Source organism: Flavobacterium sp. ASW18X (assembly GCF_005144745.1).
Classification (GTDB): domain Bacteria; phylum Bacteroidota; class Bacteroidia; order Flavobacteriales; family Flavobacteriaceae; genus Croceivirga.
On the sequence record NZ_SWKK01000008.1, the window covers coordinates 214,942 to 240,833 of the forward strand.

The 25,892-nt window shown below is 38.6% G+C and carries 20 protein-coding genes; all 20 read left to right on the forward strand.

Annotation, left to right across the window (positions count from 1 at the left end; genetic code table 11):
- Positions 1 to 13: 13 nt before the first annotated feature.
- The 20 genes from FBT53_RS06400 to FBT53_RS06500 all read left to right on the forward strand — a co-directional run bounded on the left by FBT53_RS06400 (position 14) and on the right by FBT53_RS06500 (position 25,887).
- On the forward strand, positions 14 to 1,540 hold the full coding sequence (locus tag FBT53_RS06400; protein WP_205729023.1) for an RNA-binding domain-containing protein: 1,527 nt from the start codon (positions 14 to 16) through the stop codon (positions 1,538 to 1,540).
- Positions 1,537 to 4,743, forward strand: coding sequence for a type I restriction endonuclease subunit R (locus tag FBT53_RS06405; RefSeq protein WP_136950336.1), 3,207 nt, complete (start codon positions 1,537 to 1,539; stop codon positions 4,741 to 4,743). The genes FBT53_RS06400 and FBT53_RS06405 overlap by 4 nt, the downstream gene beginning before the upstream one ends.
- The gene (locus FBT53_RS06410) at positions 4,740 to 5,453 is read left to right on the forward strand and encodes an AbiV family abortive infection protein (RefSeq protein WP_136950337.1); all 714 of its coding nucleotides are present in this window, start codon (positions 4,740 to 4,742) and stop codon (positions 5,451 to 5,453) included. Before FBT53_RS06405 ends, FBT53_RS06410 begins: the two co-directional genes overlap by 4 nt.
- Before the next feature lie 135 nt (positions 5,454 to 5,588).
- Positions 5,589 to 5,945: a hypothetical protein gene (locus tag FBT53_RS06415; protein ID WP_136950338.1), complete on the forward strand. Its 357-nt coding sequence runs from the start codon at positions 5,589 to 5,591 to the stop codon at positions 5,943 to 5,945.
- A 67-nt stretch (positions 5,946 to 6,012) separates the two neighbouring features.
- The gene (locus tag FBT53_RS06420; RefSeq protein WP_136950339.1) at positions 6,013 to 6,246 is read left to right on the forward strand and encodes a hypothetical protein; all 234 of its coding nucleotides are present in this window, start codon (positions 6,013 to 6,015) and stop codon (positions 6,244 to 6,246) included.
- A gap of 421 nt (positions 6,247 to 6,667) precedes the next feature.
- A complete protein-coding gene (locus FBT53_RS16385; protein ID WP_136950340.1) occupies positions 6,668 to 6,985 on the forward strand; it encodes a DUF6660 family protein in 318 nt (105 codons plus the stop codon).
- Positions 6,986 to 7,028: 43 nt separating this feature from the next.
- The gene (locus tag FBT53_RS06430) at positions 7,029 to 9,215 is read left to right on the forward strand and encodes a TonB-dependent receptor (RefSeq protein WP_136950341.1); all 2,187 of its coding nucleotides are present in this window, start codon (positions 7,029 to 7,031) and stop codon (positions 9,213 to 9,215) included.
- A gap of 2 nt (positions 9,216 to 9,217) precedes the next feature.
- The gene (locus FBT53_RS06435; protein WP_136950342.1) at positions 9,218 to 9,634 is read left to right on the forward strand and encodes a Fur family transcriptional regulator; all 417 of its coding nucleotides are present in this window, start codon (positions 9,218 to 9,220) and stop codon (positions 9,632 to 9,634) included.
- A 54-nt stretch (positions 9,635 to 9,688) separates the two neighbouring features.
- Complete coding sequence (locus FBT53_RS06440) at positions 9,689 to 10,051, forward strand: DUF3703 domain-containing protein (RefSeq protein ID WP_136950343.1); 363 nt, start codon at positions 9,689 to 9,691, stop codon at positions 10,049 to 10,051.
- A gap of 3 nt (positions 10,052 to 10,054) precedes the next feature.
- Positions 10,055 to 10,942, forward strand: a complete 888-nt coding sequence (locus FBT53_RS06445; RefSeq protein WP_136950344.1) for a cation diffusion facilitator family transporter — start codon at positions 10,055 to 10,057, stop codon at positions 10,940 to 10,942.
- 511 nt (positions 10,943 to 11,453) lie between these two features.
- The gene (gene rhuM / locus FBT53_RS06450; protein WP_136950345.1) at positions 11,454 to 12,419 is read left to right on the forward strand and encodes a RhuM family protein; all 966 of its coding nucleotides are present in this window, start codon (positions 11,454 to 11,456) and stop codon (positions 12,417 to 12,419) included.
- A gap of 122 nt (positions 12,420 to 12,541) precedes the next feature.
- Complete coding sequence (locus FBT53_RS06455; protein WP_136950346.1) at positions 12,542 to 13,546, forward strand: hypothetical protein; 1,005 nt, start codon at positions 12,542 to 12,544, stop codon at positions 13,544 to 13,546.
- Between the two features lie 263 nt (positions 13,547 to 13,809).
- Positions 13,810 to 14,148, forward strand: a complete 339-nt coding sequence (locus FBT53_RS16070; protein WP_255578245.1) for a type II secretion system protein GspG — start codon at positions 13,810 to 13,812, stop codon at positions 14,146 to 14,148.
- Positions 14,149 to 14,907: 759 nt separating this feature from the next.
- Positions 14,908 to 18,660 (forward strand): efflux RND transporter permease subunit, encoded by a 3,753-nt coding sequence (locus FBT53_RS06470; protein ID WP_136950349.1) that lies wholly within the window; start codon positions 14,908 to 14,910, stop codon positions 18,658 to 18,660.
- A complete protein-coding gene (locus tag FBT53_RS06475) occupies positions 18,657 to 19,877 on the forward strand; it encodes a TolC family protein (protein WP_136950350.1) in 1,221 nt (406 codons plus the stop codon). The genes FBT53_RS06470 and FBT53_RS06475 overlap by 4 nt, the downstream gene beginning before the upstream one ends.
- A gap of 16 nt (positions 19,878 to 19,893) precedes the next feature.
- Complete coding sequence (locus FBT53_RS06480; RefSeq protein WP_136950351.1) at positions 19,894 to 20,451, forward strand: DUF3347 domain-containing protein; 558 nt, start codon at positions 19,894 to 19,896, stop codon at positions 20,449 to 20,451.
- 4 nt (positions 20,452 to 20,455) lie between these two features.
- The gene (locus tag FBT53_RS06485; RefSeq protein ID WP_136950352.1) at positions 20,456 to 22,861 is read left to right on the forward strand and encodes a heavy metal translocating P-type ATPase; all 2,406 of its coding nucleotides are present in this window, start codon (positions 20,456 to 20,458) and stop codon (positions 22,859 to 22,861) included.
- A gap of 5 nt (positions 22,862 to 22,866) precedes the next feature.
- Positions 22,867 to 23,574, forward strand: a complete 708-nt coding sequence (locus FBT53_RS06490; protein ID WP_136950353.1) for a hypothetical protein — start codon at positions 22,867 to 22,869, stop codon at positions 23,572 to 23,574.
- Between the two features lie 18 nt (positions 23,575 to 23,592).
- Positions 23,593 to 24,075 (forward strand): DUF305 domain-containing protein, encoded by a 483-nt coding sequence (locus FBT53_RS06495; RefSeq protein ID WP_136950354.1) that lies wholly within the window; start codon positions 23,593 to 23,595, stop codon positions 24,073 to 24,075.
- Positions 24,076 to 24,171: 96 nt separating this feature from the next.
- Positions 24,172 to 25,887, forward strand: a complete 1,716-nt coding sequence (locus FBT53_RS06500; protein ID WP_136950355.1) for an efflux RND transporter periplasmic adaptor subunit — start codon at positions 24,172 to 24,174, stop codon at positions 25,885 to 25,887.
- Positions 25,888 to 25,892: the final 5 nt, after the last annotated feature.

Genomic DNA, 25,892 nt, shown 5'->3' on the forward strand with positions numbered 1-25,892 from the left:
TTAAAAAATATTTATGACAGAAACCAACCGCATAGAATACAAAGCACAACTCACCAAAGATTTAGATTTGGAAAAAGAAGTGGTAGCCTTTTTAAACTACCACGAGGGCGGTTTGGTCTATATCGGTATTGATAAAAATGGAAAGACCTTAGGTGTTACTGATTCAGACGCCGATATGCTTAAAATAAAAGACCGCATTAAAAACAACATTGCTCCTTCGGCTATGGGCTTGTTCGATGTGGTGTCAGAAGAAAAAGACGGTCAGCCTATCATTAAAATCATTGTGGCCAGCGGCAGCGAAAAACCCTATTTCAAGAAAAAATATGGGATGACCGAGAAAGGTTGTTTTTTGCGTGTAGGTACAGCGGCCGAGCCAATGCCACAGGCAATGATTGATAAGCTTTTTGCTGGTAGGACGCGTAACTCTATCGGTAAGATAAAATCCCATCGTCAGGACCTTAATTTTGAACAGCTTTCCATTTATTATCAGGAAAAGGGCAAAACCCTGAACAGTCAATTCAAGAAAAACCTGGAATTGCTAACAGAAGATGGCGATTTAAACTATGCAGCTTACCTTTTGGCTGATGTCAATAACATTTCCATTAAAGTAGCCAAATACAATGGTTTGGACCGGGTTAACCTTGCTGAAAATAACGAGTACGGTTATTGTTCCCTAATCAAGGCCACCAAGAGTGTCTTGGATAAATTGGAAGTAGAGAATACAACCTTTGCCACTATTACTTCCAAAGAAAGAATAGAGGAACGGTTATGGAACGCGGTAGCTTTGCGAGAGGCTGTTTTAAATGCTTTTGTGCATAACGATTATACTCGGGAGGTACCCCCTAAATTTGAGGTTTTCGATGACAGGATAGAGATTACTTCAGCAGGTTCCCTGCCGGAAGGGTTGAGCCAGGAAGATTTTTTTAAGGGTGTTTCCATTCCCAGGAACAAAGAACTAATGCGTGTATATAAGGACGTAGAGTTAGTGGAACAATTGGGTTCTGGGATTCCTAGGATATTACAAAGTTACGGTAGCTACTGTTTTAAGTTCATGGACAATTTTACCAGAATGGTTTTTCCATCTTCAGGTAAGGCTTCGCATAACCCTGCTCCTGATAGTGATTGGGATACATTACAAAAAGAGTTTCATACACTGAGAAGCAGTGATAAACCTAGTGGAGATGGGTTTTTGCCGTGGATCAAGGATAATTTGCCCACCTTGGTGCGCGAACTTCAGGAAAGCTTCAGAATAACTTCAGGAAAGCTTCAGGAAAACTTCGGGAAAGGATTTGAAATACCGAAAATACTAGGTTCAGAAAACACATCAGGTAAACCTTCATATAAGAAGCTGCCAAACAGCTTTATTATTTTGATGCTATTGGCAATAGATGCCACTATTACGGCAGAAGAGATTTCAACATTAATAGGTATTTCAGAACGTGCAGTGTTTTCAAACTTAGACAAACTCAAAAATGCCAATTTGATAGAACGTGTAGGTGGTAGAAAAGAAGGCTATTGGCAAATTATAGTACAAGAATGAAAAAATTTACAGAAGCAAAATTAGAGGAAGCGTTTATAGAATTATTGGGTAATGAAGGTTATCCACATTTTTTAGGGAATACCATTAGCCGTATGCCCGAAGAAGTGTTGATTGAAGAAGATCTCATCGAGTTTCTAATAACACAATACAAAAAAGAAGGATTAACCCTTACCGAGGCTAAATCCATTGTATTACAGCTTAAAACCTTACCTGCTTCTGATTTATATGAAACCAATAAAAAAATAATCCAGTGGCTGTCTGATGGTTTTATTCTAAAGCGAGAAGACCGTAACCAAAAGGATATTTGGGTATCTTTAATTGACTATGTGGGCTTAGACCGTCAAATTCAAGGAAAAAACTTAGACACTCTATCAGTAGCCGAACCTCAAGAAAAATACGGAGACAATAACATCTACAAATTTGTTAACCAACTTGAAATTGTAGGTACAGAAAAACGTATTCCTGATGGTATTATTTACATCAACGGAATACCAGTGGTAGTGTTTGAATTTAAAACGGCTATTCAAGAGAATTGCACCATCCATAACGCTTATGTACAGTTAACAACACGTTATAAAAGAGATATTCCAGAGCTTTTTAAATACAATGCATTCTGTGTTATAAGTGATGGGGTAAACAACAAAGCAGGTTCATTTTTTGCACCCTATGAGTTTTACTATGCGTGGCGTAGAATATCAGGTTTATCTAAAGATGTAGATGGTATTGATAGTATGTTTACCCTTATTCAGGGAATGCTTCATCAAAACAGATTAAGGGATATTATTCAGAATTTCATTTACATACCTGATACGTCTAAAAAAGATGAAAAAATAGTATGTCGATATCCACAATACTATGCCGCAAGAGCTTTATACAACAATATCAAAAAAGCTCAAAAACCAGAAGGAGACGGAAAAGGTGGAACATACTTTGGAGCGACTGGTAGCGGTAAGAGTTACACCATGCTCTATCTCACAAGGTTATTAATGAAGAGTGAATATTTTGAAAACCCTACAATCGTTCTCATTACAGACCGTACCGATTTAGATGACCAACTTTCAGGACAGTTTACCAATGCTAAAATTTATATCGGTGATGATACGATAACAAGCGTAGAAAGCAGAGCTGAATTAAGAGAGCTATTACAAGGTCGTGCAAGTGGTGGTGTATTCTTAACCACCATTCACAAGTTTACAGAAGATATTGAATTATTAAGTGAGCGTACTAATGTGATTTGTATTTCTGATGAAGCACATAGAAGTCAAACCAATTTAGACCAAAAAGTTAGAGTTACAGAAAAGGGCGTGAAAAAATCTTTTGGCTTTGCTAAGTATTTACACGACTCTTTACCCAATGCAACTTATGTCGGTTTTACAGGAACACCAGTTGATGCGACCTTAGATGTATTCGGTAAAGTGGTGGACGCCTACACGATGACCGAATCGGTTAAGGATGAGATAACGGTGCGCATTGTGTATGAAGGTAGAGCAGCGAAAATAGCTTTACAGAATAGCGAATTAGAAAAGATTGAGAAATATTACGAAGAAGCTGCGGAAGCTGGAGCCAATGAATACCAGGTAGAAGAAAGTAAAAAGCAATCTGCAAATATGAATGCCATTCTTGGCGACCCGGACAGACTGAAAGAATTGGCAGCCGACTTTGTTCATCACTACGAAAACCGAGTTACAGAGGGTGCTACTATAAAAGGAAAAGCAATGTTCGTAAGTAGTTCTCGCAGTATTGCTTATGAATTTTATAAGAATGTATTAGAATTACGACCTGAATGGAACGAAGTAAAAGTTGCAGAAGAAGGGGCAGTGCTTTCAGATAAAGATAAGAGGGAAATCAAACCTATGGAGCGTATCAAAATGATTATGACTCGTGGTAAAGAAGACCCAAAGGAATTGTACGATATATTGGGCACAAAGGATTATCGCAAGGAACTTGACAGACAATTCAAGAACGAGAAATCCAATTTCAAGATAGCCATTGTGGTGGATATGTGGTTGACCGGTTTTGATGTCCCCTTCTTGGACACTATCTATATTGACAAGCCTATCCAACAACATAACCTGATACAGACCATTTCCCGTGTGAACCGTAAATTCAAAGGAAAAAATAAGGGCTTAGTGGTGGATTACATTGGCATCAAAAAACAAATGAACCTAGCCCTTAAAAAATACTCAGAGGGCGATAAAGATAATTTTGAGGATATACAACAATCCTTGGTAGTGGTCAGAAATCACTTGGATTTACTGGCTAAATTGTTACATAAATTAGATAGCTCAAAATACTTTAATGGTACGGCACTGGAACAATTGAACACCCTGAATATGGCCGCGGAATTTGTACAGCTGACCAAGGATATGGAAACTCGTTTTATGGGCTTGGTTAAAAGATTAAAAGCAGCTTATGATATCTGTGCAGGGAGTGGGGAATTGACACAACAGGAAAGGGATTTTACCCATTTCTACTTAGCAGTTCGGTCTATTGTTTTCAAACTTACCAAAGGGGATGCACCTGACACCGCCCAAATGAATGCCAAAGTAAGGGAAATGATAAAGAATGCTTTACAAAGTGATGGTGTAGATGAGATTTTTAAAATGGGCGAAGAAACTGAGAAAGAGCAGGACATCTTTGATGAACACTACTTGGCGAAAATTGATAAAATAAAGCTGCCCAATACAAAGATCAAATTGTTACAACAGTTGTTGGCCAAGGCTATTGGCGAAATGAAGAAGGTAAATAAAGTAAAAGGCGTTGACTTCTCCAAAAAAATGGAATCATTGGTTCAGAAATACAATGAGCGTAAAGATGATGTATTACAGAGTGTGGTATTGGACGATTTTGCCAAGCAAATTACAGATATGATTTGGGAGGTTTACAAAGAATTTAAGGCAGGTGATGATTTAGGGATTGATTTTGAGGAAAAAGCATTTTATGACATCCTAAAGGAGCTTTGTGTAAAGTATGACTTCAGTTATCCCGAAGATAAATTAATTGAACTGGCACGCGCTGTTAAAGATTTGGTTGATGGTCAAGCACAGTTTCCGGATTGGAACAAAAGAGATGATATTAAATCTGCTTTAAAAGTAGGTCTAATACTTCTTTTAGATGAGCATGGCTATCCACCAGTAGAAAGGGATGAAGTTTACAAGGAAATCTTTGAGCAAGCGGAGAATTTTAAGAAGTATAGTAAATGAAAAAGTTTATTGATTTAACCTCAGAGGAATCTAAGGGTTTAGATAAACCACTATTTGAGAATGCACTTAGACTGAAAGAAAATTCGGAATTACTTGCTGCTACAAAGAATTCTTTCAGTATTGCAACCTCACTTTTAATATTGAGCTCAGAAGAAATGGTAAAAGCAATTCTAGTTTTATTGCACTCTGAAGGTTATAAGGTTTACAAGCTTGAAGAAGCTTCAAAATTCTTTAAAGATCATAAAATTAGGCACCAAATCTGGCAGTTAATCGAAACGGGTTACGAACTTTTTGAGGCCAAAGAAAATTGGAATTCAGCAAAGTTGAACTTTAAATCCGATAAAAAAAACGTAATAGATTCTTTGCTTAATAATCTATATGCAGTATACATGGCTTATAAGCCTTTATCAAATTTAAAGAAAAGAGTTGAGGAGATACAAGATTTTAATGATTTAAAAAACAAAGGATTGTATGTGGATTTTAGGGACGGGTTGGTAATTCCAAGTGAAAGTGTAAATGAGAAAGAATATAATCTGGTAATACCAATTACAGAACGATTGTTTAAGTTCTATAAGGGAATTGAAAAGTTATTTCGGGCAACAATTGAAGCGAATCACATATCAAACGCAGAAAGTCAAAAGCAAAAAGAAGATTTAAAATTGTTAATTGATACTGCATTAAAGGATTTTTCATTTAAAAAGTTGAATTAATAATTTTATCTCAATTCTCACTCATCAAGGATTGACCCTAAATTATTATTGCAAAACAGTAATAACAAACTGTACTTACTATCTTAGGAAAAAGTTTAATAATTGATGCAAACAAATATTATTAAATATAAAAGAATGATTAATGGACAGATGCAATATGAATTCTTCCAATTAGAAGTGTTTAACATTCTTTATAGAGAGTTAGGGTTTACATCTATAAAAATCAATGGTCGTAATAAATTATTGGAACGGGTTCCAGAAGGATACAAATTTGTTTCCATCCACATCCTTAAAGATAGTTTCAGGGAATATTTGGAAAACGATTTTGATTTAAGTACACTTCCAGAAGAAGTAAACCATGTCGATTTATTTAATATGTTTTTTAAAGAAAAACCAATTACTAGAAGCTATGCAAATGCATTTTTCCACAGTAAGGATAAGCTAAATCCGAATGATTATCAGATTAAGGGAGAGTTTCTAGTACTCAAATAAATATATTTTCTTCCTGTCTCACATTGAGTACTTTTATAAGTTAGGGATGAAAAATTTAGATTAAAAAATGGCAGAATTAAAGATTAAAGGAAATTTTACACCAAAAAACAAACCAGAACGTGTACAGAAGTTTTTAAGTTTAGCGCTTAAAAGTGGGGAGTTTATGACTGCACCAGGTAAACTTACATGTACTTATATTGAATCTCTTAGACAACATCAAATTGATGAGAATACAACTGAAATATCGGAACAACGTTTACGTCAGATATTTGATAATGATGAACTAAACTTTTTGGTGTGAGGCAACAATACAAGAAAATAATTTAATTAATCAATTTTCTTTTATCCTCACTTATTACGGATATACCCTCACTTATAGGGACCTATTGTTATTTTTACAATTTTGGCTATGAATTAGTTTCTTGGGGAAAGTTCAAAAAAAGGATTTTCTGCTCGTCTAAGATTTAGTAGTTTTATACAAAAGAGATATCTGTTATTACGGATATCCAATTGTTGTGCATAATGCGATAATCGTACTGAAATTCAATATTAGAACAAAATATCCCAACCGCACAAACAACACATTTATTTTTTCTAACCACAAAGAGCCAACGCCTAAAAAATAAAAGAGCTGTTTTTGCCAACGCTCAAAAACAGAATAAAAAAATTAGGAAACGACTTTTGCAACACCATTGCACGTAAAAAATTTTACCTTTGCATAAGTGAAAAACATCGCAGTCTTATTATCCATTCTATTTCTTGTTCTATCTATAAAACCTTGTTCAGATGGAAACAATGCGGAAGATTTACATAAAGACGAAATAAGCGCAAATCACAACCATCAAGAGGATAATGATGATTCCTGCCCAATAACTTGTCTTTGCAATTGCTGTGGAATGGCTATATCCTACGTGCCAGTCAAAACATTCAGGTTGAATCTAAACGAAAAAATCTCAACAGAGGTTTTTTCAAATTATCAATCGAACTATCGTTTCGATTTTCTTTCCAACATTTGGCAACCGCCACAATTGAATAGCTAAAAAAATAGCCCAAATTTTTTAGTTAATCAATTTTACATTTTCAATGAATAAATACATATTGAGCTTAATGCTCACAATGATAGCGTGCTTTAATACAAAAGCACAAACATCTGATATACAAATAAAAGTAGTTTCAAAAACTGATAGCGAACCTTTACTGGGAGCAACAGTTTATTTCCCGGAATTGGGAAAAGGAGCGGTAACTGATTTTTATGGTATCGCAACTTTTAGAGAAATTCCAAATGGAGTGCAGAAACTTAAAATTTCATACATTGGTTTCACATCCATAAATACAAGTATTGAAGTAGAAACGCAATATGCGTTTACATTTCAGCTCGAAGCAGGCGGTAACAAACTCGATGAAGTTGTTATACAATCTTCAAGGAATACGAGAACCGTAAAGAAAATCCCAACAAGAATAGAATTTATTGGTGCAGAAGAATTGGGCGAAAAAGCCATTATGAACCCAACTAATATTTCAATGGTGCTTCGGGAAAGCACAGGAATCCAAATGCAACAAACCTCTTTAAGTAGCGGAAACACAAATATTAGAATTCAAGGTCTTGATGGTCGTTACACACTGCTTTTAAGAGACGGTTTTCCACTTTATGGTGGTTTCTCAAGCGGTTTAAGCATTTTACAGATTCCACCTTTGGACTTGCAACAATTTGAAATCATAAAAGGAAGTTCATCTACCCTATATGGTGGTGGTGCAATTGCAGGTTTGGTAAATATGGTTTCAAAAACACCTAACGAAGAACCAGCTTTGGACATTATGTTGACCCAAACACAAGCGTTGGGTAGTACAGCAAATGTGTTCTACAGCAAACGCAACGAGAAATTTGGTGTTTCGATGTACGGTTCTGGTCATTATCAAAAAGCGTATGACCCAGAAGATGATGGTTTCAGTAACTTGCCGAAAACCAAATCTATCTCATTCAATCCAAAGTTCTTTTATTATCCGTCTGAAAAAACTACATTTTGGATTGGACTTAATGGTACATATGACGACAGAATTGGTGGCGACATCACAAAAATAGAACATGGCAAAAATGGAATCCATCAATATACCGAAGAAAACACTTCGAAACGATTGAGCAGTCAAGCGGTTTACAAAACGCAATTAGATTCAGTGAGTTCTTTCAACATTAAAAATAGCGTATCGTTTTTTGATAGAAATTTGACCATTCCAGATTTCATGTTTGACGGAAAACAAATCAATTCATTTACGGAGATTTCATATCAAAAGGAAAATTCAAGAGCAGACTGGATTTTCGGTGCAAATTTATACACTTCAAATTTTGATGAAAACGAAAATGCACGACTACAGCGTGACCAAACCGATGTAACCTACGGAGCGTTTGCCAATAATATCTACGATATTTCAGACAGTTGGATATTAGAAACTGGCTTAAGAGCAGATTACAATACCGATTTTGGTTTTTTTCCACTTCCGAGAGTTTCATTATTATATAAAAACGATAGCGAATTTTCGAGCAGAATAGGTGGCGGATTGGGTTACAAAATTCCAGATATTTTTACCGAAGAGGCAGAATTAATCAATTTTGAAAATATCCTTGCAATCGATAAAGAAGAGCTAAAAGCAGAACGTTCTTACGGTGTAAATCTTGATTTCAATTACCAAACTCGATTATTTGAAACTATAGGCTTTTCGGTTAATCAATTATTTTATGTGACTGCAATCAATAATGGATTATTGCTAAATAGGACGGATGATGGCTTTTTCGAATATGAAAATGCAACAGAAGAGATTTTAAGCAAAGGTACAGAAACAAACATCAAATTCACTTACAAAGATTTCAGATGGTTTTTAAATTATGCGTTTATAGATACCAAATTGAACTATTTAGCAGGTAACCCACAAAAACCATTAACTGCAAGGCACAATGCAGGAAGTGTATTAATGTATGAATCTGACAAATGGCGTATTGGTTACGAAACATTCTATACAGGAAAGCAAAGATTATCCAACGGAATAGAAACAACAGATTTTGTAACAATGGGCTTATTGGCGATGCGAAACTTTAAATTTGGTAGTGTTTTCGTAAACTTTGAAAACTTTACCGATAGACGACAGAGCAGATTTTCGCCATTGGTTTTGCCACCACACGAAAATCCAGAATACCCTGAAATTTACGCACCAACGGATGGATTTATTTTTAGCGTTGGCGTAATCATAAAACCTTTTGGAAAAGAAGACCACGATTAAATATGAAAAAGATAGAGCAAATTTTAGAAAGTAAAAATATCCGCGTTACCGCAATGCGTTTATTGATTTATAAATTTTTGGCAGAAAAAGAAATCGCAGTTGCGTTAAGTGATATTGAAAACAATTTCGAGAAAGCTGACAGGACAACTTTATACCGAACCGTAAAAACTTTTGAAGAAAAAGCAATCGTACACCAGATAGACGATGGAACAGGAATTACTAAGTATGCACTTTGTGAAAAAGGCTGTAATTGTAAAATTGAAAACGATTTGCACCTTCATTTTCATTGTATCAATTGCAACGAAACTGTTTGCTTAACCGAGCATAAAATACCGCAGATTAAAGTTCCGAAAGGTTTTGTTTCAGAAAATATAAATTTGGTTGTTAAAGGTATTTGCCATAAATGTAGCGGGCTATAAATGCACCTCCATTGCATCTTATTTCAATTTACATTAGTACAATAATTTTAAATTATGAAATTTAATACCATTATTCCGAAAAACCTAAAGCAGGCTTATTCAAGCGAGTTAGAAATCTATAGGTTCAATTTGAGAAATGGAGACTATAATAGTGCTTGGCATCATTTAGAGCGAAGTCATATTATTGGTCAATCTTACCCAGTAGAGCATACCTATTCCCATTGGTTAATGCTAAAATTTGGATTTCGACAGAAAGATTTCAAAGAAATTATAGGTCAAATTATTAGGTTGCTTATTGGCGGTTGGAAATCATTTATTAATCACGTTCCTCTTGGTAACACAGGTGGTGCTAATGTACCACCATTGAGAAAAATGCCGATTCCAAGTGATATTGAAGTGTTATTTCAAAACAAATAATCTATGTCGCACAATCATTCGCATCGCCAGCATTCATCAAAAAATTTAAAAATTGCATTCTTCTTAAATTTAGGATTTACCGTTTTTGAATTTATTGGTGGTTTGTACGTAAATAGTATTGCTATTGTTTCAGATGCTGTTCACGATTTGGGCGACAGTCTTTCGCTCGGAACATCGTGGTATTTGGACCAAAAATCGAAAAAAGGCGCGAACAATAAATTCTCGTATGGCTACAAACGCTTTTCGCTACTTGGAGCGTTGATAAACAGTATTGTTCTCTTAATTGGTTCGACATATGTTATTTACGAGGCTGTAAAAAGATTAATAGAACCTGAACATTCTGATGCACAAGGAATGATACTTTTTGCTATTGTTGGTGTAGCTGTAAACGGTTATGGAGCTTGGAAAGTGAGCAAAGGAACATCTATGAATGAACGAGTAGTTTCCTTGCATTTACTTGAAGATGTCTTGGGTTGGGTAGCTGTGCTTATCGTTTCGATTGTTTTATACTTCTATGATAACAATTACCTCGACCCAGCATTATCATTGCTTATTACCCTTTATATTTTGTTCAATGTATTTAAGCGCTTAAAAGAGACATTATTTGTTTTTTTACAAGGTGTTCCAAAAGACATTGACCTGGATGCCATTAAAAACAGCGTACTGCAATTGGACAATGTTGCATCATTACATCATACACACTTATGGTCGCAAGAGGGCGAAAACCACGTTTTTACGACACACATAAAATTGAAGAACATTACCGAATTTGACCAGATACTGACGGTTAAAAAAGAAGTAAAATACATCTTGCAAGAATACAAATTCCATCACTACACCATTGAAACGGAACTTGACGCAGAAACATGCGAATTAAATGATGACAACTGAAATGCCAACGCCGAAAGCCATACACATCTACAGTCGCTCAAGCCAGCGCACCACCAAAACTGTAAAAGAGTATGTCTTGCCAACACTCAAATCCGAACTAAAAACAAACATCGGAAACCCAAGCTGAACATGAAAAGCACTATGCACAACAACGTGTATAAGCAATAGCAGTTTGAGTGCTTTATCGATGCTAATTTTCTTAAATTAAAGTATATTATAAACTGAAAAGTAGTTGCTAAAAATCTGCTACTGATCATACACAAGACCGTTGAAAGTTCAAAAAAAGGATTCTCAGGAATCCAAACCGAACAAGTAGCGAACAAGTAACCGAACAAGTCAGCGACTAAGTAACCAACCAAGGAAGTAGTCACGTAAAAATCCTAATGAGGAACAATATTATTAATGATTAAATGCTTAGAGAATGTGATTATAACATCCTTAAAAGGGTCATTAATCGCAATGCATTGTTAATTGGTTCTTTTTTTGATTCTTACCTTTAGCCTAAAACAGGATGAATAGGGGGGAGATTATTCTATACGATGATAAACCAAGCATAGAAATTCGGTTGGATAATGACACCATTTGGTTAAATCAAAAACAAATGGCGGAGTTGTTTGATAAAGATACCGATACCATTGGCCTACATTTGAAAAATATCTTTACCACCAAGGAATTGGATAAAAAAGCAACTACCGAGAAATACTCGGTAGTTCAGAAAGAAGGTAATAGACATGTAAAACGTAAAGTTTTATTCTACAATTTAGACGCAATAATTTCAGTTGGCTACCGAGTAAATTCGAAACAGGGAACCCAATTTAGAATATGGGCTACCCGTACGCTAAAAGAATATCTAGTCAAGGGTTATGTTGTCAATGAAAACAGGTTAGCCCAAAAGGAAGAGGAAATCCAAATACTTAGAAACGGTATTTCGATATTGGGTAGGGCAATGGAAGAAAAGTCAAACCATGAAAGTAATGAATGGCTGAAACTGTTTTCCCAGGGTTTGGAACTATTGGATGACTACGATCACGAGAGATTGGACAAGAAAGGCCTAACTAAAAAAGAAGCCATATTTCCTAGCATAGAGGAATACCAAGTACTTATACAACAAATGTCAACTAAATTTGATTCTGAAGTTTTTGGAAAGGAAAAGGACAAAAACTTTCAAAGCTCCATCGCACAGATTACAAAAGGTTTCGGAATTGAGGATTTTTATCCAACCATAGAAGAAAAAGCTGCCACTCTACTATACCTAATTACTAAAAACCATTCCTTTGTTGATGGTAATAAGCGAATAGCAGCGGCATGTTTTCTTAAATTCCTAAGCGCTAACAGTATGCTTGTTTCTCAAAATGGCAAAGTAATTATCAGTAATGATAGCTTGGCAAGTTTAACACTATTCATTGCTTCCAGTAAGCCTGAAGAAATGGAAACAGTAAAACGTTTGGTGATAAGTGTTTTAAATAGGGGTAATTAAATTAAAGTTCAAAAAAAGGATTTTCTGTCCGTTTTAGATTTGGTAGTTTTATGCCATACAGATATTGGTATTAGCACAGATATCTACTGGTCAATGTGCATTGGACTAAAAATCGTATTCAAATGAAAATAGAAATTGCGGAATCTCTAATTTACAGTTATTTAAAACATGTTGAAGGATGTAGAATCGTACAAACCAATTGGACTACAAGTGGAAAATGGACAGTAACCAAATATGAAAAAGAAAGAGCAAGGGTATTATTTAATAAGATTACTTCATCAGAGCATTTTAGTGGAATCTTTAAAAAAAGTTCATTTGACCAATTGATTAAACAAGCCGAAATTGATGTTATAGGAATTAATACCGCAGAAGAAACAATTTATGGAATAGATGTAGCATTTCATTCAGCAGGGTTGAACTATGGAAGCAAAACCGAAACTGCCATAAGAATTGTAAAAAAGATTTTTAGAACAGTTTTTATAATGCAATCTTACTTTGACGAAAATGAAAAATTTAAATCATATTTCATCACACCAAAAGTTAATCCAGCTACACAAGTAATTATCGAGAATTTGATGATAAAAGCAAAAGAAGTAATAAACGATGACAATATTTCTATTGACTTTATATCAAATGAACAGTTTTATGTGGAGATTGTTGATCCACTTTTGATAAATATAGATGAGGAACACGATACGGCTGAATTGTTTTCTCGTGCAATTAAGTTAATGAATCTTGACGGTCGGAACAGAAAGTCAAAAATAACAGGACCAAAACCTATAATTAATCGAATAACAAGTTCAAAAAAGGAAGTGAACGGAATGAAAATTGGACAGTTTGTTCAACATAGTTTTAGAAAAGCATTTGACCTGAACCTTTTGTCTGACAGAGAAATAATTGAACTTCAAAAACCTGAATACTCTAAACGAATTTTCAACTCTAACTTTGAAGTTTTAAGAAATAAAAACAGACCTATTGAAGATGAATATGGTAGAAAAAGATACTATTCGAAAGAAATCTTTTGCGGCAACTATCATTTGACTTCACAATGGATTGAGCCACAATGGAAATTATTACTTGATTGGCTCAAAAAAATTGGATATGAATATAAAAATTATGCCCCTTAAAAAGGGTCTGTGGTAGACAAAAGTTCAAAAAAAGGATTTTCTGCCCGTCTAAGATTTAGTAGTTTTATACAAGAGAGATATTCGTTATTACGGATATCCAATTGTTGTAGCACATTTGAATGACCGAACTAATTTTAGAAATATTAGTAAACTTTGGACTGATTCGTGAAGATTATAAACACCATAAAAAAATCTCGAAAAAGGAAAAAGCCGACGGAAAGAAAAGACCGTTTCAAAGGTATTTTCTACAACCGAGTTCGATAATGGTTATTTCAGTTTTGGTAATCGGAATTATAAGTTCATTTCTATTTTTTAGTTACCAGCGAATATCAATTTTTCCAAAAAAGACAAAAAAAGAAATTATGGAAATAACTGAACGAATGGAAAATTGGAAAGAAGAGTATGGAACTTACCCAACAGACTTAAATGAATTGATTGGAAATAATCCGATGCAACAGGAATGGAAAACGGACTCGTGGAATAGACCTTACCAATATGCGGTGACAGAAGATGGCAAGGGATATTTAATTGTTTCTGCAGGTTCAGACGGAAAGTTCGAAACGGAAGATGACATAAAAAAATCTAACTATGTCCTGGAATAAGGATTTTGAAAAAAGATTCTGGAAAGAATATAAAAAGGGAATTTATTCCTATTTAAGAGTTAGTAATTTTATAACAGATAAATTGCTTTTCTTTAAAGGGGTTGTTATAAACATGTGTAAATAAATCATTTTGTTTGAAACTATTTTAAAATAACAGAGACGATTAAATTTTTTTCAAGAAACCACCTTGAATATAATTTTGTAAATTTATCAGGATGAGAAGGTTTTTGCATAAAATACTGTCTATTCTAATGGCATTTGTGGTGTTGTTCACGACATTGTCATTCACGGTGGATATGCATTACTGTGGGGATTCTTTGGTCGATTTTAGTTTCTTTACGAAGGCGAAAACTTGCGGAATGGAAAAGGCACAACCTTCCAAGGGTTGTGAAAACCCTACACTAAGCAAAAAATCTTGTTGTTCGAACCAAAAAATCCTAAAGGAAGCTAGCGACGACCTTAAAACATCATTTGACAAACTTAATTTTGAGCAACAGACGTTCGTTGCAACATTCTTCTTCTCCTACATAAATCTTTTCGAGGGACTTGGCGATAAAGTTATTCCAACTAAGGATTACTCTCCCCCCTTTATAGAACGGGACGTCCAGATACTTTACGAGACCTATTTAATTTGATTTTAAGACAGTAACCTTTTCAGACCTGTTCCTCACATGCGGGATTCTGGGCACGTTTTGTTGTATTCAACTTTCAGAATTGCACCAAGACCACCATTGTATAACTGTCTAATAATCATTTTATATGCTGAACAAAGGCATTAAATACCTTATAGAAAACAAGCTCGTTGCGGTACTGATGCTCGCCCTTTTCGTTGGTTGGGGTATTGTAAACGCACCTTTCAACTGGGATACTGGAATATTTCCCAATGACCCTGTGGCCGTGGATGCCATACCGGATATTGGCGAAAACCAACAGATTATTTTTACCAAATGGCAAGGGCGTTCTCCGCAGGATATCGAGGACCAAATCACTTATCCACTTACCACTTCATTAATAGGAATACCAGGTGTCAAAACTATACGTAGTTCCTCGATGTTCGGGTTTTCGAGTATCTATATCATTTTTGAAGAGGACATCGAATTCTATTGGTCACGAAGCCATATTCTTGAAAAACTCAACTCGCTTCCCAGCGGCCTGTTACCCAATGGTGTCAATCCCGTCCTGGGTCCGGATGCCACGGGATTGGGTCAAATTTTCTGGTACACCTTGGAGGGCCGTGATAAGGATGGGAATGTCACTGGCGGATGGGATTTACAGGAATTACGTAGCATACAGGATTACTACGTTAAATATGCGCTCTCTTCTGCTAATGGTATATCAGAAGTGGCTTCAATAGGGGGTTACGTTCAAGAATATCAAGTGGATGTTGAACCAGAAAAGATGCGGCAATACAACATTGGTTTGGCCGATGTCGTAAAAGCTGTAAAGGAAAGCAATCAGGACATCGGTGCCCAGACTTTGGAAATGAACAAGGCCGAGTATCTAATACGGGGTCTTGGGTATGTAAAATCCATTGCCGATATAGAAAATGCAGTTGTTGATTCCGAAAATTTTACACCTCTTTTAATTAAAGATGTCGGTAAGGTCCACTTGGGCCCTGCAACTCGTCGAGGCATTTTGGACAAGGAAGGTGCCGAAGTCGTGGGCGGTGTGGTGGTAGCACGCTATGGTGCCAATCCTATGGAAGTCATCAATAATGTTAAAGACCAAATAGATGAATTAAGTTCGGGACTTCCCACTAAGGAATTGGCCGACGGTCGAACCTCACAAGTCACCATCGTTCCCTTTTATGACCGTACCGAACTTATTCAGGAAACTTTGGGTACGCTCAAGGAGGCCCTCACAATGGAAATCCTTATTACCATTTTGGTTATCATTATAATGGTGTTCAATCTTAGGGCGTCGATTTTAATTTCAGGATTATTGCCTGTGGCGGTGTTGATGGTCTTTATCACGATGAAGCTCTATAATGTGGATGCAAATATCGTGGCACTTTCAGGTATTGCCATAGCCATTGGTACGATGGTAGATGTCGGGGTCATCCTCGCCGAAAATATGATTCGCCATCTGGAAGACGAAGACTTGCGGGTAAATAAGAGAGGTCAGCCTTATACCACAAATGAAATCATTTATAATGCCACCTCCGAAGTTTCTGGTGCCATCGTTACTGCGGTATTGACTACGATAATCAGTTTCCTTCCCGTGTTCACAATGGTAGGTGCAGAAGGAAAACTCTTCCGACCGTTGGCCTTTACCAAAACAATGGCTTTGGCCGCAGCACTAGTTATTGCGCTGTTTTTAATACCACCCTTTGCCGCAACATTTTTTAGAAAAACCGAAATGCGGGAACGGCTCAAATATGCACTCAATGGACTTTTAATCTTTTTGGGAATCACCGCCGTGGTCTTCGGTTATTGGATTGCTGTGTCACTCGTCGGTTTTGGCACGGTTGCCATTCTATCAATTCGTGTTTCGCTTCCGCGAAAGCAAAAAAATCTCATCAATACGGCTATCGCCACAATTGCAGTAGTGTTCCTATTGGCTGAATACTGGCGACCGCTCGGTTTCGACCGCAGCTTGATTATGAACCTCATTTTTGTAGCGGTAAGCTGTTTTGGCGTTCTGGGCATCTTTTCGCTACTCAGAAAATACTATGATAGCATCTTAAGGTGGGCACTGCAAAACAGATTGCTGTTCTTGATAATTCCCACCACATTGCTGGTTCTCGGTTTTTTCATTATGCGCAACATAGGCAAGGAATTTATGCCAGCACTCAACGAAGGATCTTTCCTGTTGATGCCCACCTCGCTACCGCACTCAGGCGTAGAGGAAAATAAGAGGGTTTTGCAACAATTGGATATGGCCGTGGCCACTATTCCTGAAATCGAAACGGTGGTAGGGAAGGCAGGTCGCACCGAATCAGCACTTGACCCGGCACCGCTATCAATGTACGAAAACATGATTCAGTACAAGTCTGAATATATGCGCAATGCCTCAGGGGAACGACAACGCTATCGGGTAAACGATGATGGACTGTTTCTATTGAAAAATGAAAAGTTCCATATCAATCCGAACAACCATGTAGAAAACAATGCCAATTATGAGGCATCCCAATTACAAACGTCTGTTACAAGAAACGAATTGATTCCCGATGATGATGGTGAATACTATCGCAACTGGCGACCTGAAATCGAAAGTCCCGATGATATTTGGAACGAAATCGTCAGGGTCACTAAACTTCCCGGTATTACTTCCGCCCCAAAACTGCAGCCTATAGAAACACGATTGGTAATGCTGCAAACGGGTATGCGCGCACCAATGGGCATAAAGGTCAAAGGACAGGACCTACGTGAAATCGAAGCATTTGGATTGGAACTCGAAGATATCTTAAAGCAAGTTGAAGGGGTAAAAGAACAGGCGGTATTTGCTGACCGTATCGTGGGCAAGCCCTATCTGTTGGTCGATATAAAACGGGAAAAGTTGGCACGTTACGGTATCTCGATTATGGACGTACAGGAAATCCTGGAAGTGGCTGTTGGTGGGATGCCGCTGACCCAGACTGTTGAGGGACGTGAACGATATGCCGTTCGGGTGCGCTACCCTCGCGAATTGCGTGATAACCCGACCGACCTAAAGAACATATACGTTCCCGTGGAAAAAGGAAGCCCCGTTCCCCTTGGCGAACTCGTGGATATCCGCTATGAGCAAGGGCCACAGGTCATCAAAAGTGAGGACACTTTCTTGGTAGGTTACGTGCTTTTCGATAAGCTGGATGGATTTGCCGAAGTGGATGTGGTGGAAAATGCCCAAGCCTTGATTAAGGACAAAATAGAAAATGGTGAACTGACCGTTCCCAAGGGCATCAGCTATAAGTTCACCGGAACCTATGAAAACCAGTTGCGAGCCGAGAAAACACTATCAATCGTAGTTCCCCTCTGTCTGATTATCATATTCCTCATTTTATACTTCCAGTTCAAATCGGTCACCACCTCATTGATGGTGTTTACCGCCATTGCGGTTGCATTTGCGGGTGGTTTCGTAATGATTTGGCTGTACGGTCAGGACTGGTTTCTCAATTTCAGTTTGTTCGGTGAAAACCTACGTGAACTGTTCAATATCAAGACCATCAACCTGAGCGTTGCGGTTTGGGTAGGATTTATAGCCCTTTTTGGAATTGCTACGGATGACGGTGTGGTGATGGCAACCTATCTCGACCAGAGTTTTAAGAAGGAAAAACCGAATGACAAACTGGGCATTCGTCAAGCTACCCTTGAAGCGGCCGCCAAGCGTATCCGTCCCTGTTTGATGACGACCGTAACGACTGTTCTTGCCTTGTTGCCCGTACTTACATCCACCGGAAAGGGAAGCGATATTATGATTCCGATGGCCATCCCTATTGTGGGCGGGATGCTCATTGATGTTACCTCATATTTCCTGTTGCCCGTATTGTATAGCTGGCGGGAAGAATACCAACTTAAACGAGCAAGCAAATGAAAAATGTAAAAATCATCATCGGATTATTGCTTGTTTCCGCTTTCGCAAAAGCACAGGAATTACAATCCTATATTCAGGAAGCAGAAAGAAACAATCCCGTTATCCAAGCATACGAACTGCGATACAACATCGCCGAAGAAAAGGTAAACGAGGTCAATACGCTACCTAATACTGTGGTAAGCGCAGGATACTTTGTAAGCGAGCCCGAAACCCGAACGGGTGCGCAACGTGCACGATTTTCAATTTCGCAGATGTTGCCTTGGTTCGGAACGATAACGGCAAGGGAAAACTATGCCAGCTCAATGGCCGAAACCGAGTTTGTAGAAATTGCCATTGCCAAGCGAAAACTGGCACTTTCGGTCGCCCAATCCTATTATCAATTGTATGCCAACAAGGCGAAACTGGATGTATTGAACGAAAACATCCAACTCTTAGAAACCTACGAACGGCTGGCGTTGACCTCTGTGGAAGTGGGGAAGGCCTCTGCTGTCGATGTTCTACGATTGCAAATTCGTCAGAACGAACTGCAACAGCAAAAGGAAGTCCTGCAAGAAGAATATTTGGCAGAACAGGCCAGCTTCAACAATCTGCTGAACCGAAAGGAAAATATCCCCGTGGAAGTTGTTCAAGAAATGAGCATCCCGACGGAAGATCCGAAGTATGGCAAAGAAAGCTTGGCACACAATCCAGAACTGATCAAGTACGATAGACTTTACGAATCCATCGAACAATCCGAATTACTCAACCAGAAAGAAAGTGCGCCGAACATCGGTTTTGGATTGGACTATGTACCCGTTTCCGAACGGCCTGATATGACCTTTGGCGATAACGGCAAGGATATCGTGATGCCAATGGTATCGCTGTCCATACCTATTTTCAACAACCGCTATTCCTCGATTTCCAAGCAGAACGAACTGAAGCAACTGGAAATTGAATCTAAGAAAAATGAACGGTTAAACACCTTGGAAACCGCTTTCGCGAAAGCAACATCGCAACGCAATCAAGCCCGTATCCAGTTTAATACCCAGAAAAAGAACCTAAAACAGGCTAAAGATGCAGAGGAAATCTTGATAAAAAGTTATGTGACCGGAATTATCGATTTTAAGGATGTGCTGGACATTCAAGAATTGCAGTTGAAATTTCAAATGAACCAAATCGAATCGGTGCGGACATATTATGCACAGTCCGCGATTGTGAACTATTTAATAAATCAATAATTTAAAAACGAAAACAATGAAAACAAAAATGCACGAACACCTTAAAACAAACAAAGTGGGCAAAACACTTTTCAGAACAATTTCAATGATGGTTATAATCGTAACTGCGATTGCCTGTAAAAATGAGCCTAAAACCGATAGTGGAATCAAGGCTAAAGAGGAAATGACAACCGAAACTTCAAAGTTGGCCTTTAATGATAGCGAAATAGATGCGCAATTTCAGCACTATATCCACCTTAAGACCGCTCTTGTTAATTCGGATATCAACGAAGCCCAATCGGGTGCGAAAATGTTGATGGAAAATACGGGTGATGGCGCATTGAAAGAAATGCTGTCAAAAATTGCTGAAACCAATGATATAGAGGTGCAACGCACTTTGTTTTCTGATGTCACAGAAAAATTGACGGAACTAGTGCATGCGTCGATTTCTTCTGGCGAAGTCTATAAACAATATTGTCCAATGGCATTTAATAATGAAGGTGGTTATTGGCTATCAACGGATAAAGAAATCCGCAACCCTTATTTCGGTGATAAAATGCTTAAATGTGGAAAGGTGGCGGAAACCATAAAATAATGATATGAAACACACCTATCACATACACGGAATGATCTGCAACGGCTGTAGAACCCACGTCGAGAAAACCCTTTCTAAAGTTGATGGTGTGGCTAATGCATCGGTTAATTTGGAAGAAGCCGAAGCGACCATTGAGATGGAATCACATATTTCTATCGAAACATTTCAGGAAGCACTAAAGCAAGATGGTGGTTCGTATAGTATTCACGAACTAGGCGAACATCATCATAAAGAAAAATCTGCTTCAACGAAACCAAAAAAAGAAAAGCCAAAAGACAAAGGAACAGGAACGTTTTACTGCCCAATGCACTGTGAAGGCGATAAAACCTATGACCAACCAGGTGATTGCCCTGTCTGTGGAATGGACTTGGTACCTATGGAACTTGACCTGTCCGCAGAGGAAAAGACTTATAAAAAACTGCTCAAAAAGTTTTGGATAGCCACGGCCTTTACACTGCCCATTTTCATCATTGCAATGTCGGAAATGGTCAGTAACAATCCGCTGTACAATTTTCTGGAACTGAAATATTGGAACTGGATTCAATTCGCACTTTCCATTCCCGTGGTTTTCTATGCCACATGGATGTTCTTCGAGCGTGCCTACCGCAGTATTGCAACCTGGAACCTCAATATGTTCACACTTATTGGTATCGGTGCTGGTGTGGCTTGGTTGTTCAGTGTGTTCGGGATGCTCGTACCAGACTTTTTCCCCGACCAGTTCAAGACTGAAGCAGGCACCGTTCACGTTTATTTTGAAGCGGCAACGGTCATTCTCACGTTAGTTTTGCTTGGCCAACTTTTGGAAGCCCGAGCCCATAGCAAGACCAATTCGGCGGTCAAAGAGCTATTAAAGTTGGCACCTAATAAGGCCGTTAAAGTTGTGGATGGTGAAGAACAGGAAGTGGCCATAGACAAGATTCAGTTAGGTGACATCCTTCGGGTAAAACCGGGCGATAAGATTCCTGTTGACGGTATTATCACCGAAGGCGAAACTTCCATCGATGAATCGATGATAACGGGCGAACCCATTCCTGTGAACAAAAATGTTGGCGACAAGGTCAGTAGCGGAACGATAAATGGCAATCAGTTTTTTTTGATGAAAGCGGAAAAGGTGGGGTCGGATACCTTGCTTTCCCAAATTATCCAGATGGTCAATGATGCCAGTCGTAGCCGTGCGCCCATCCAAAAATTGGCCGATACGGTTTCAGGTTATTTTGTGCCCATCGTGGTCATCATAGCTATTATCACTTTTGGGATTTGGGCAATTTGGGGACCAGAACCAGCTTATGTGTATGCCCTAGTCAATGCTATTGCCGTTTTGATTATAGCTTGTCCCTGTGCTTTGGGATTGGCAACGCCTATGTCCGTGATGGTCGGTGTTGGTAAAGGCGCACAGAATGGGGTGCTCATTAAAAATGCCGAAGCCCTCGAAAAGATGGATAAGGTAGATACCCTCATCGTGGATAAAACGGGAACAATCACCGAAGGAAAACCCACGGTGGAAAAAGTGGGGTCTTTTGATAACGGTTTCAGCGATAGCGAAGTCCTGCAATACATTGTTTCGCTGAACAACCAAAGTGAACATCCTCTGGCCGAAGCTACCCTCAAATACGGCAAAGAACAAAATGCCGAATTTCTAAAAACCGACGGGTTCAATGCCGTAACCGGAAAAGGTGTGGAAGGCAAGGTCAACGGCAAGGACGTGGCGCTGGGCAATGCCAAGATGATGGAACACGCCAATGCCGGGTTGTTGGAAACTATGCAGGAAAAAGCCCAATCCTTCCAAAAGCAGGGCAAAACCGTTTCCTATCTCGCTATTGATGGAAACATTGTCGGTTATGTGGTAATTGGTGATAAAATCAAGGAAACGAGTGCCAAGGCCATCAAGGAATTACAGGAAAAGGGAATTGATGTGATTATGCTCACGGGCGACAACTACGATACGGCAAAGGCCGTGGCGAACGAACTCAATCTTTCGGACTTTCAGGCGGGAATGCTTCCCGAAAACAAGCTGCAGGAAGTTGAAAAACTACAAGAAAACGGAAAAGTCGTTGCTATGGCGGGTGACGGTATCAACGATGCACCGGCTTTGGCAAAAAGCGATGTGGGTATCGCAATGGGAACGGGTACCGATGTAGCCATAGAAAGTGCATCCATTACCTTGGTAAAGGGCGATTTGCACGGTATCGTTAAAGCGCGAAACCTTAGCGATGTGGTAATGCGAAACATTAAGCAGAACCTATTTTTTGCGATGATTTACAACACCTTGGGAATACCCATTGCTGCGGGATTGCTATATCCATTTTTCGGGATTTTACTTTCCCCAATGATAGCTGCCTTGGCGATGAGCTTCAGTTCGGTTTCGGTCATAGCCAATTCGCTTAGGCTTAAAAGTTCAAACATTGATTAAATGATATGGTAAAAAGGAAAACAGCGATTAAAATTAGAAAGGCACACCGCTACCTGGGCATCTTCTTGGGCATCCAGTTCTTGTTGTGGACGATAAGCGGTATGTATTTCAGTTGGACGGACATTGACGAAATACACGGTGACCAGTTTCGGCAAGACCCGATAGAGCCATCTGCTTTTACAGATTTGATAAGTCCATCCGAGGTAAATCTTGAAGAAGCGATAGTTTCAGTAGAACTTAGGGAAATTGATGGTAAGCCGTTCTACTGGATTAATGACAAAAAGCTTTTTGATGCCAAGACAGGCAAAGAAAAGAAAGCGATTTCAGAAAATGAAGCCCTTAAAATCGCTGAACGGAATATGCTACCTGAACTTCAAGTGAAAGGCATAGAACGCATCGAGCAAGTGGGTAGCCATAGTGAGTATCGTGGCAGACCGCTTCCGGCCTATGTCATAAGTTATGAAACGCCTGAAAATATCAAGGCCTATGTTTCGGAAAAAGATGGGGCGTTTCAAACGCTACGCCATCGGGATTGGCGCTGGTTCGATTTTCTGTGGATGACCCATACGATGGACTATGAAAGTCGGGACGATTTCAACACTATTGTTCTACGTGCCTTTTCCCTGCTAGGATTGATTACCGTGTTGAGCGGATTTTCGCTATGGTACATCAGCTCATCCACAATCAGAAAAATAAAAAAGAGAATCAAATAACACTGAAAATTCAAAAAAATGGAAAATTCTAAAGAACACGAAAACAAAGGAAACTACAAAACCTTCTTCATTATGCTCGGTTGCTCATTTGTAGCAATGTACATCACGATGTATCTCAATACCTATGAATTCGACCACGTACGGTTCAGTTTAACGCGTTTTTATATGGTTTGTTTAGGTATTTCTACAATGGCTGTGATTATGTGGTTCTTTATGCGCAAAATGTATACCGACAAGAAAAAAAACATGGCCATTTTATTGGGTAGTTTGATTCTATTCTTGGGAGCATTGTTTTTGGTTCGCGACCAAAAATCTACTGTAGGCGATGTTCTATGGATGAAAGCGATGATACCCCACCATTCTATAGCAATTTTGACCAGTGAACGTGCGGATATCAAAGATCCAGAGGTCAAAAAACTAGCCGAAGAAATCATTAGTGCCCAGCGCAGGGAAATTGCCGAAATGAAAGAAATGATTGAACGATTACAGAACGAAAAATAACAATCTATGAAATGAGCCATAACAAATCTTGATTTTTACTGAGATTATTAATGGCGAATTACATCTGACCTATGAAATACAATAAGAAATAAACAGATGAATAAGAATATCATTTATATCCCTATTGCAGCCGTTGTCGGACTGCTTGGTGGTTGGCTTATTTTCGGTGGCTCGTCAGAAGAATCTATGACAGATAAACACGACCATTCCACAGAAGCTGAAGGTCAGATGTGGACCTGCTCTATGCACCCTCAGATTATGCAGCCCGAACCGGGCGACTGCCCTATTTGCGGGATGGATTTAATTCCTGCGGAATCGGGTGCTGACGGACTGGCAATGAACGAGATTAAGATGACCAAGAATGCAATGGCACTGGCTAACATCCAAACATCCATCGTGGGCAATGCTTCCACAAATGATGAGGATATGATATCCCTTTCTGGAAAGATTAAAATGAATGAAGAAGAAAATGCGGTGCAGGCCAGTTATTTTGATGGTAGGATTGAGCGCCTCAACGTCAACTTTGAAGGTCAGGATGTACGAAAAGGGCAATTGTTGGCTACCATATACGCGCCTAATCTCATTGCCGCACAGCAAGAACTGATAACGGCCGCCTCACTCAAGGAATCGCAACCCTCACTATACAAGGCAGTACGCAACAAACTGAAACTTTGGAAACTTTCGGAAGCCCAAATTAATAGTATTGAGGAATCAGGAAAAGTCAAAGAAAACTTTCCGATTTATGCTACTGTATCGGGAACGGTTTCAGAAAAGATGGTTGCCGAAGGTGACTATGTAAAGCAAGGACAGCCTATTGCAAAAGTCAGTAACCTGAAAAGCGTGTGGGCAGAATTTGATGCCTACGAGAACCAGATTTCAGAATTCAAAAAAGGTCAAAAGATTAAGGTCACTACCAACGCCTATCCTAATGAGGAATTCGATGCAACAGTTTCATTTATAGACCCTGTTCTCAATACCCAAACGCGAACTGTAACCGTTCGTGCCAACCTTCAAAACAGCGATGGATTGCTAAAACCTGGAATGTTCGTCACTGGTAAAGTTGAAGGAACAAAGGCAAAAACAGAATCGAACCTGACCATACCCGCAAGTGCAGTAATGTGGACGGGTGAAAGGTCTTTGGTGTACATCAAAACTAATCCTTCCGAGCCTGTTTTTGAAATGCGGGAAGTAACGCTCGGCAATCGCAATGGCGATATGTTTACAGTTGCATCGGGTTTAGAAAACGGTGATGAAATCGTGACCAATGGCACCTTTACCGTAGATGCCGCCGCCCAATTACAGGGCAAGAAATCGATGATGAATCAAAGTGCTGAAGAAAATAAAAAAATGATGGCAATGGAACTATCACTTTCAACTTCTTTTCAAGAACAGTTTGTGAAAGCTTTGCCCTCATACCTTGAACTCAAAGATGCGTTGGTAGCCAGTGATGCTGAAAAAGTTTCCGCTTTCGCGAAAGCAACTTCCGAAAAATTGAAGGCGATTACTCAAACAAATCTAGACAAAATGCTTAGGTCCCATTTATCCAAAAGTATTGAAATACTAGATGCCATAGCAAAAAATTCCGATTTGGAAAACCAACGCAGTCATTTCGTTGTACTCAATGAAAACTTGGTCGCAATAGTAATGAACCTCGAAGGTTTGGATGATACCCTTTACGTTCAAAAATGTCCAATGGCCAATGACAATGAGGGTGCAGTATGGCTAAGTATGGAAGAAGAAATCCGTAATCCCTATTATGGTGATGCTATGTTAACCTGTGGAAGTGTGATTGATTCCTTGCCATATCATTAAAGTTC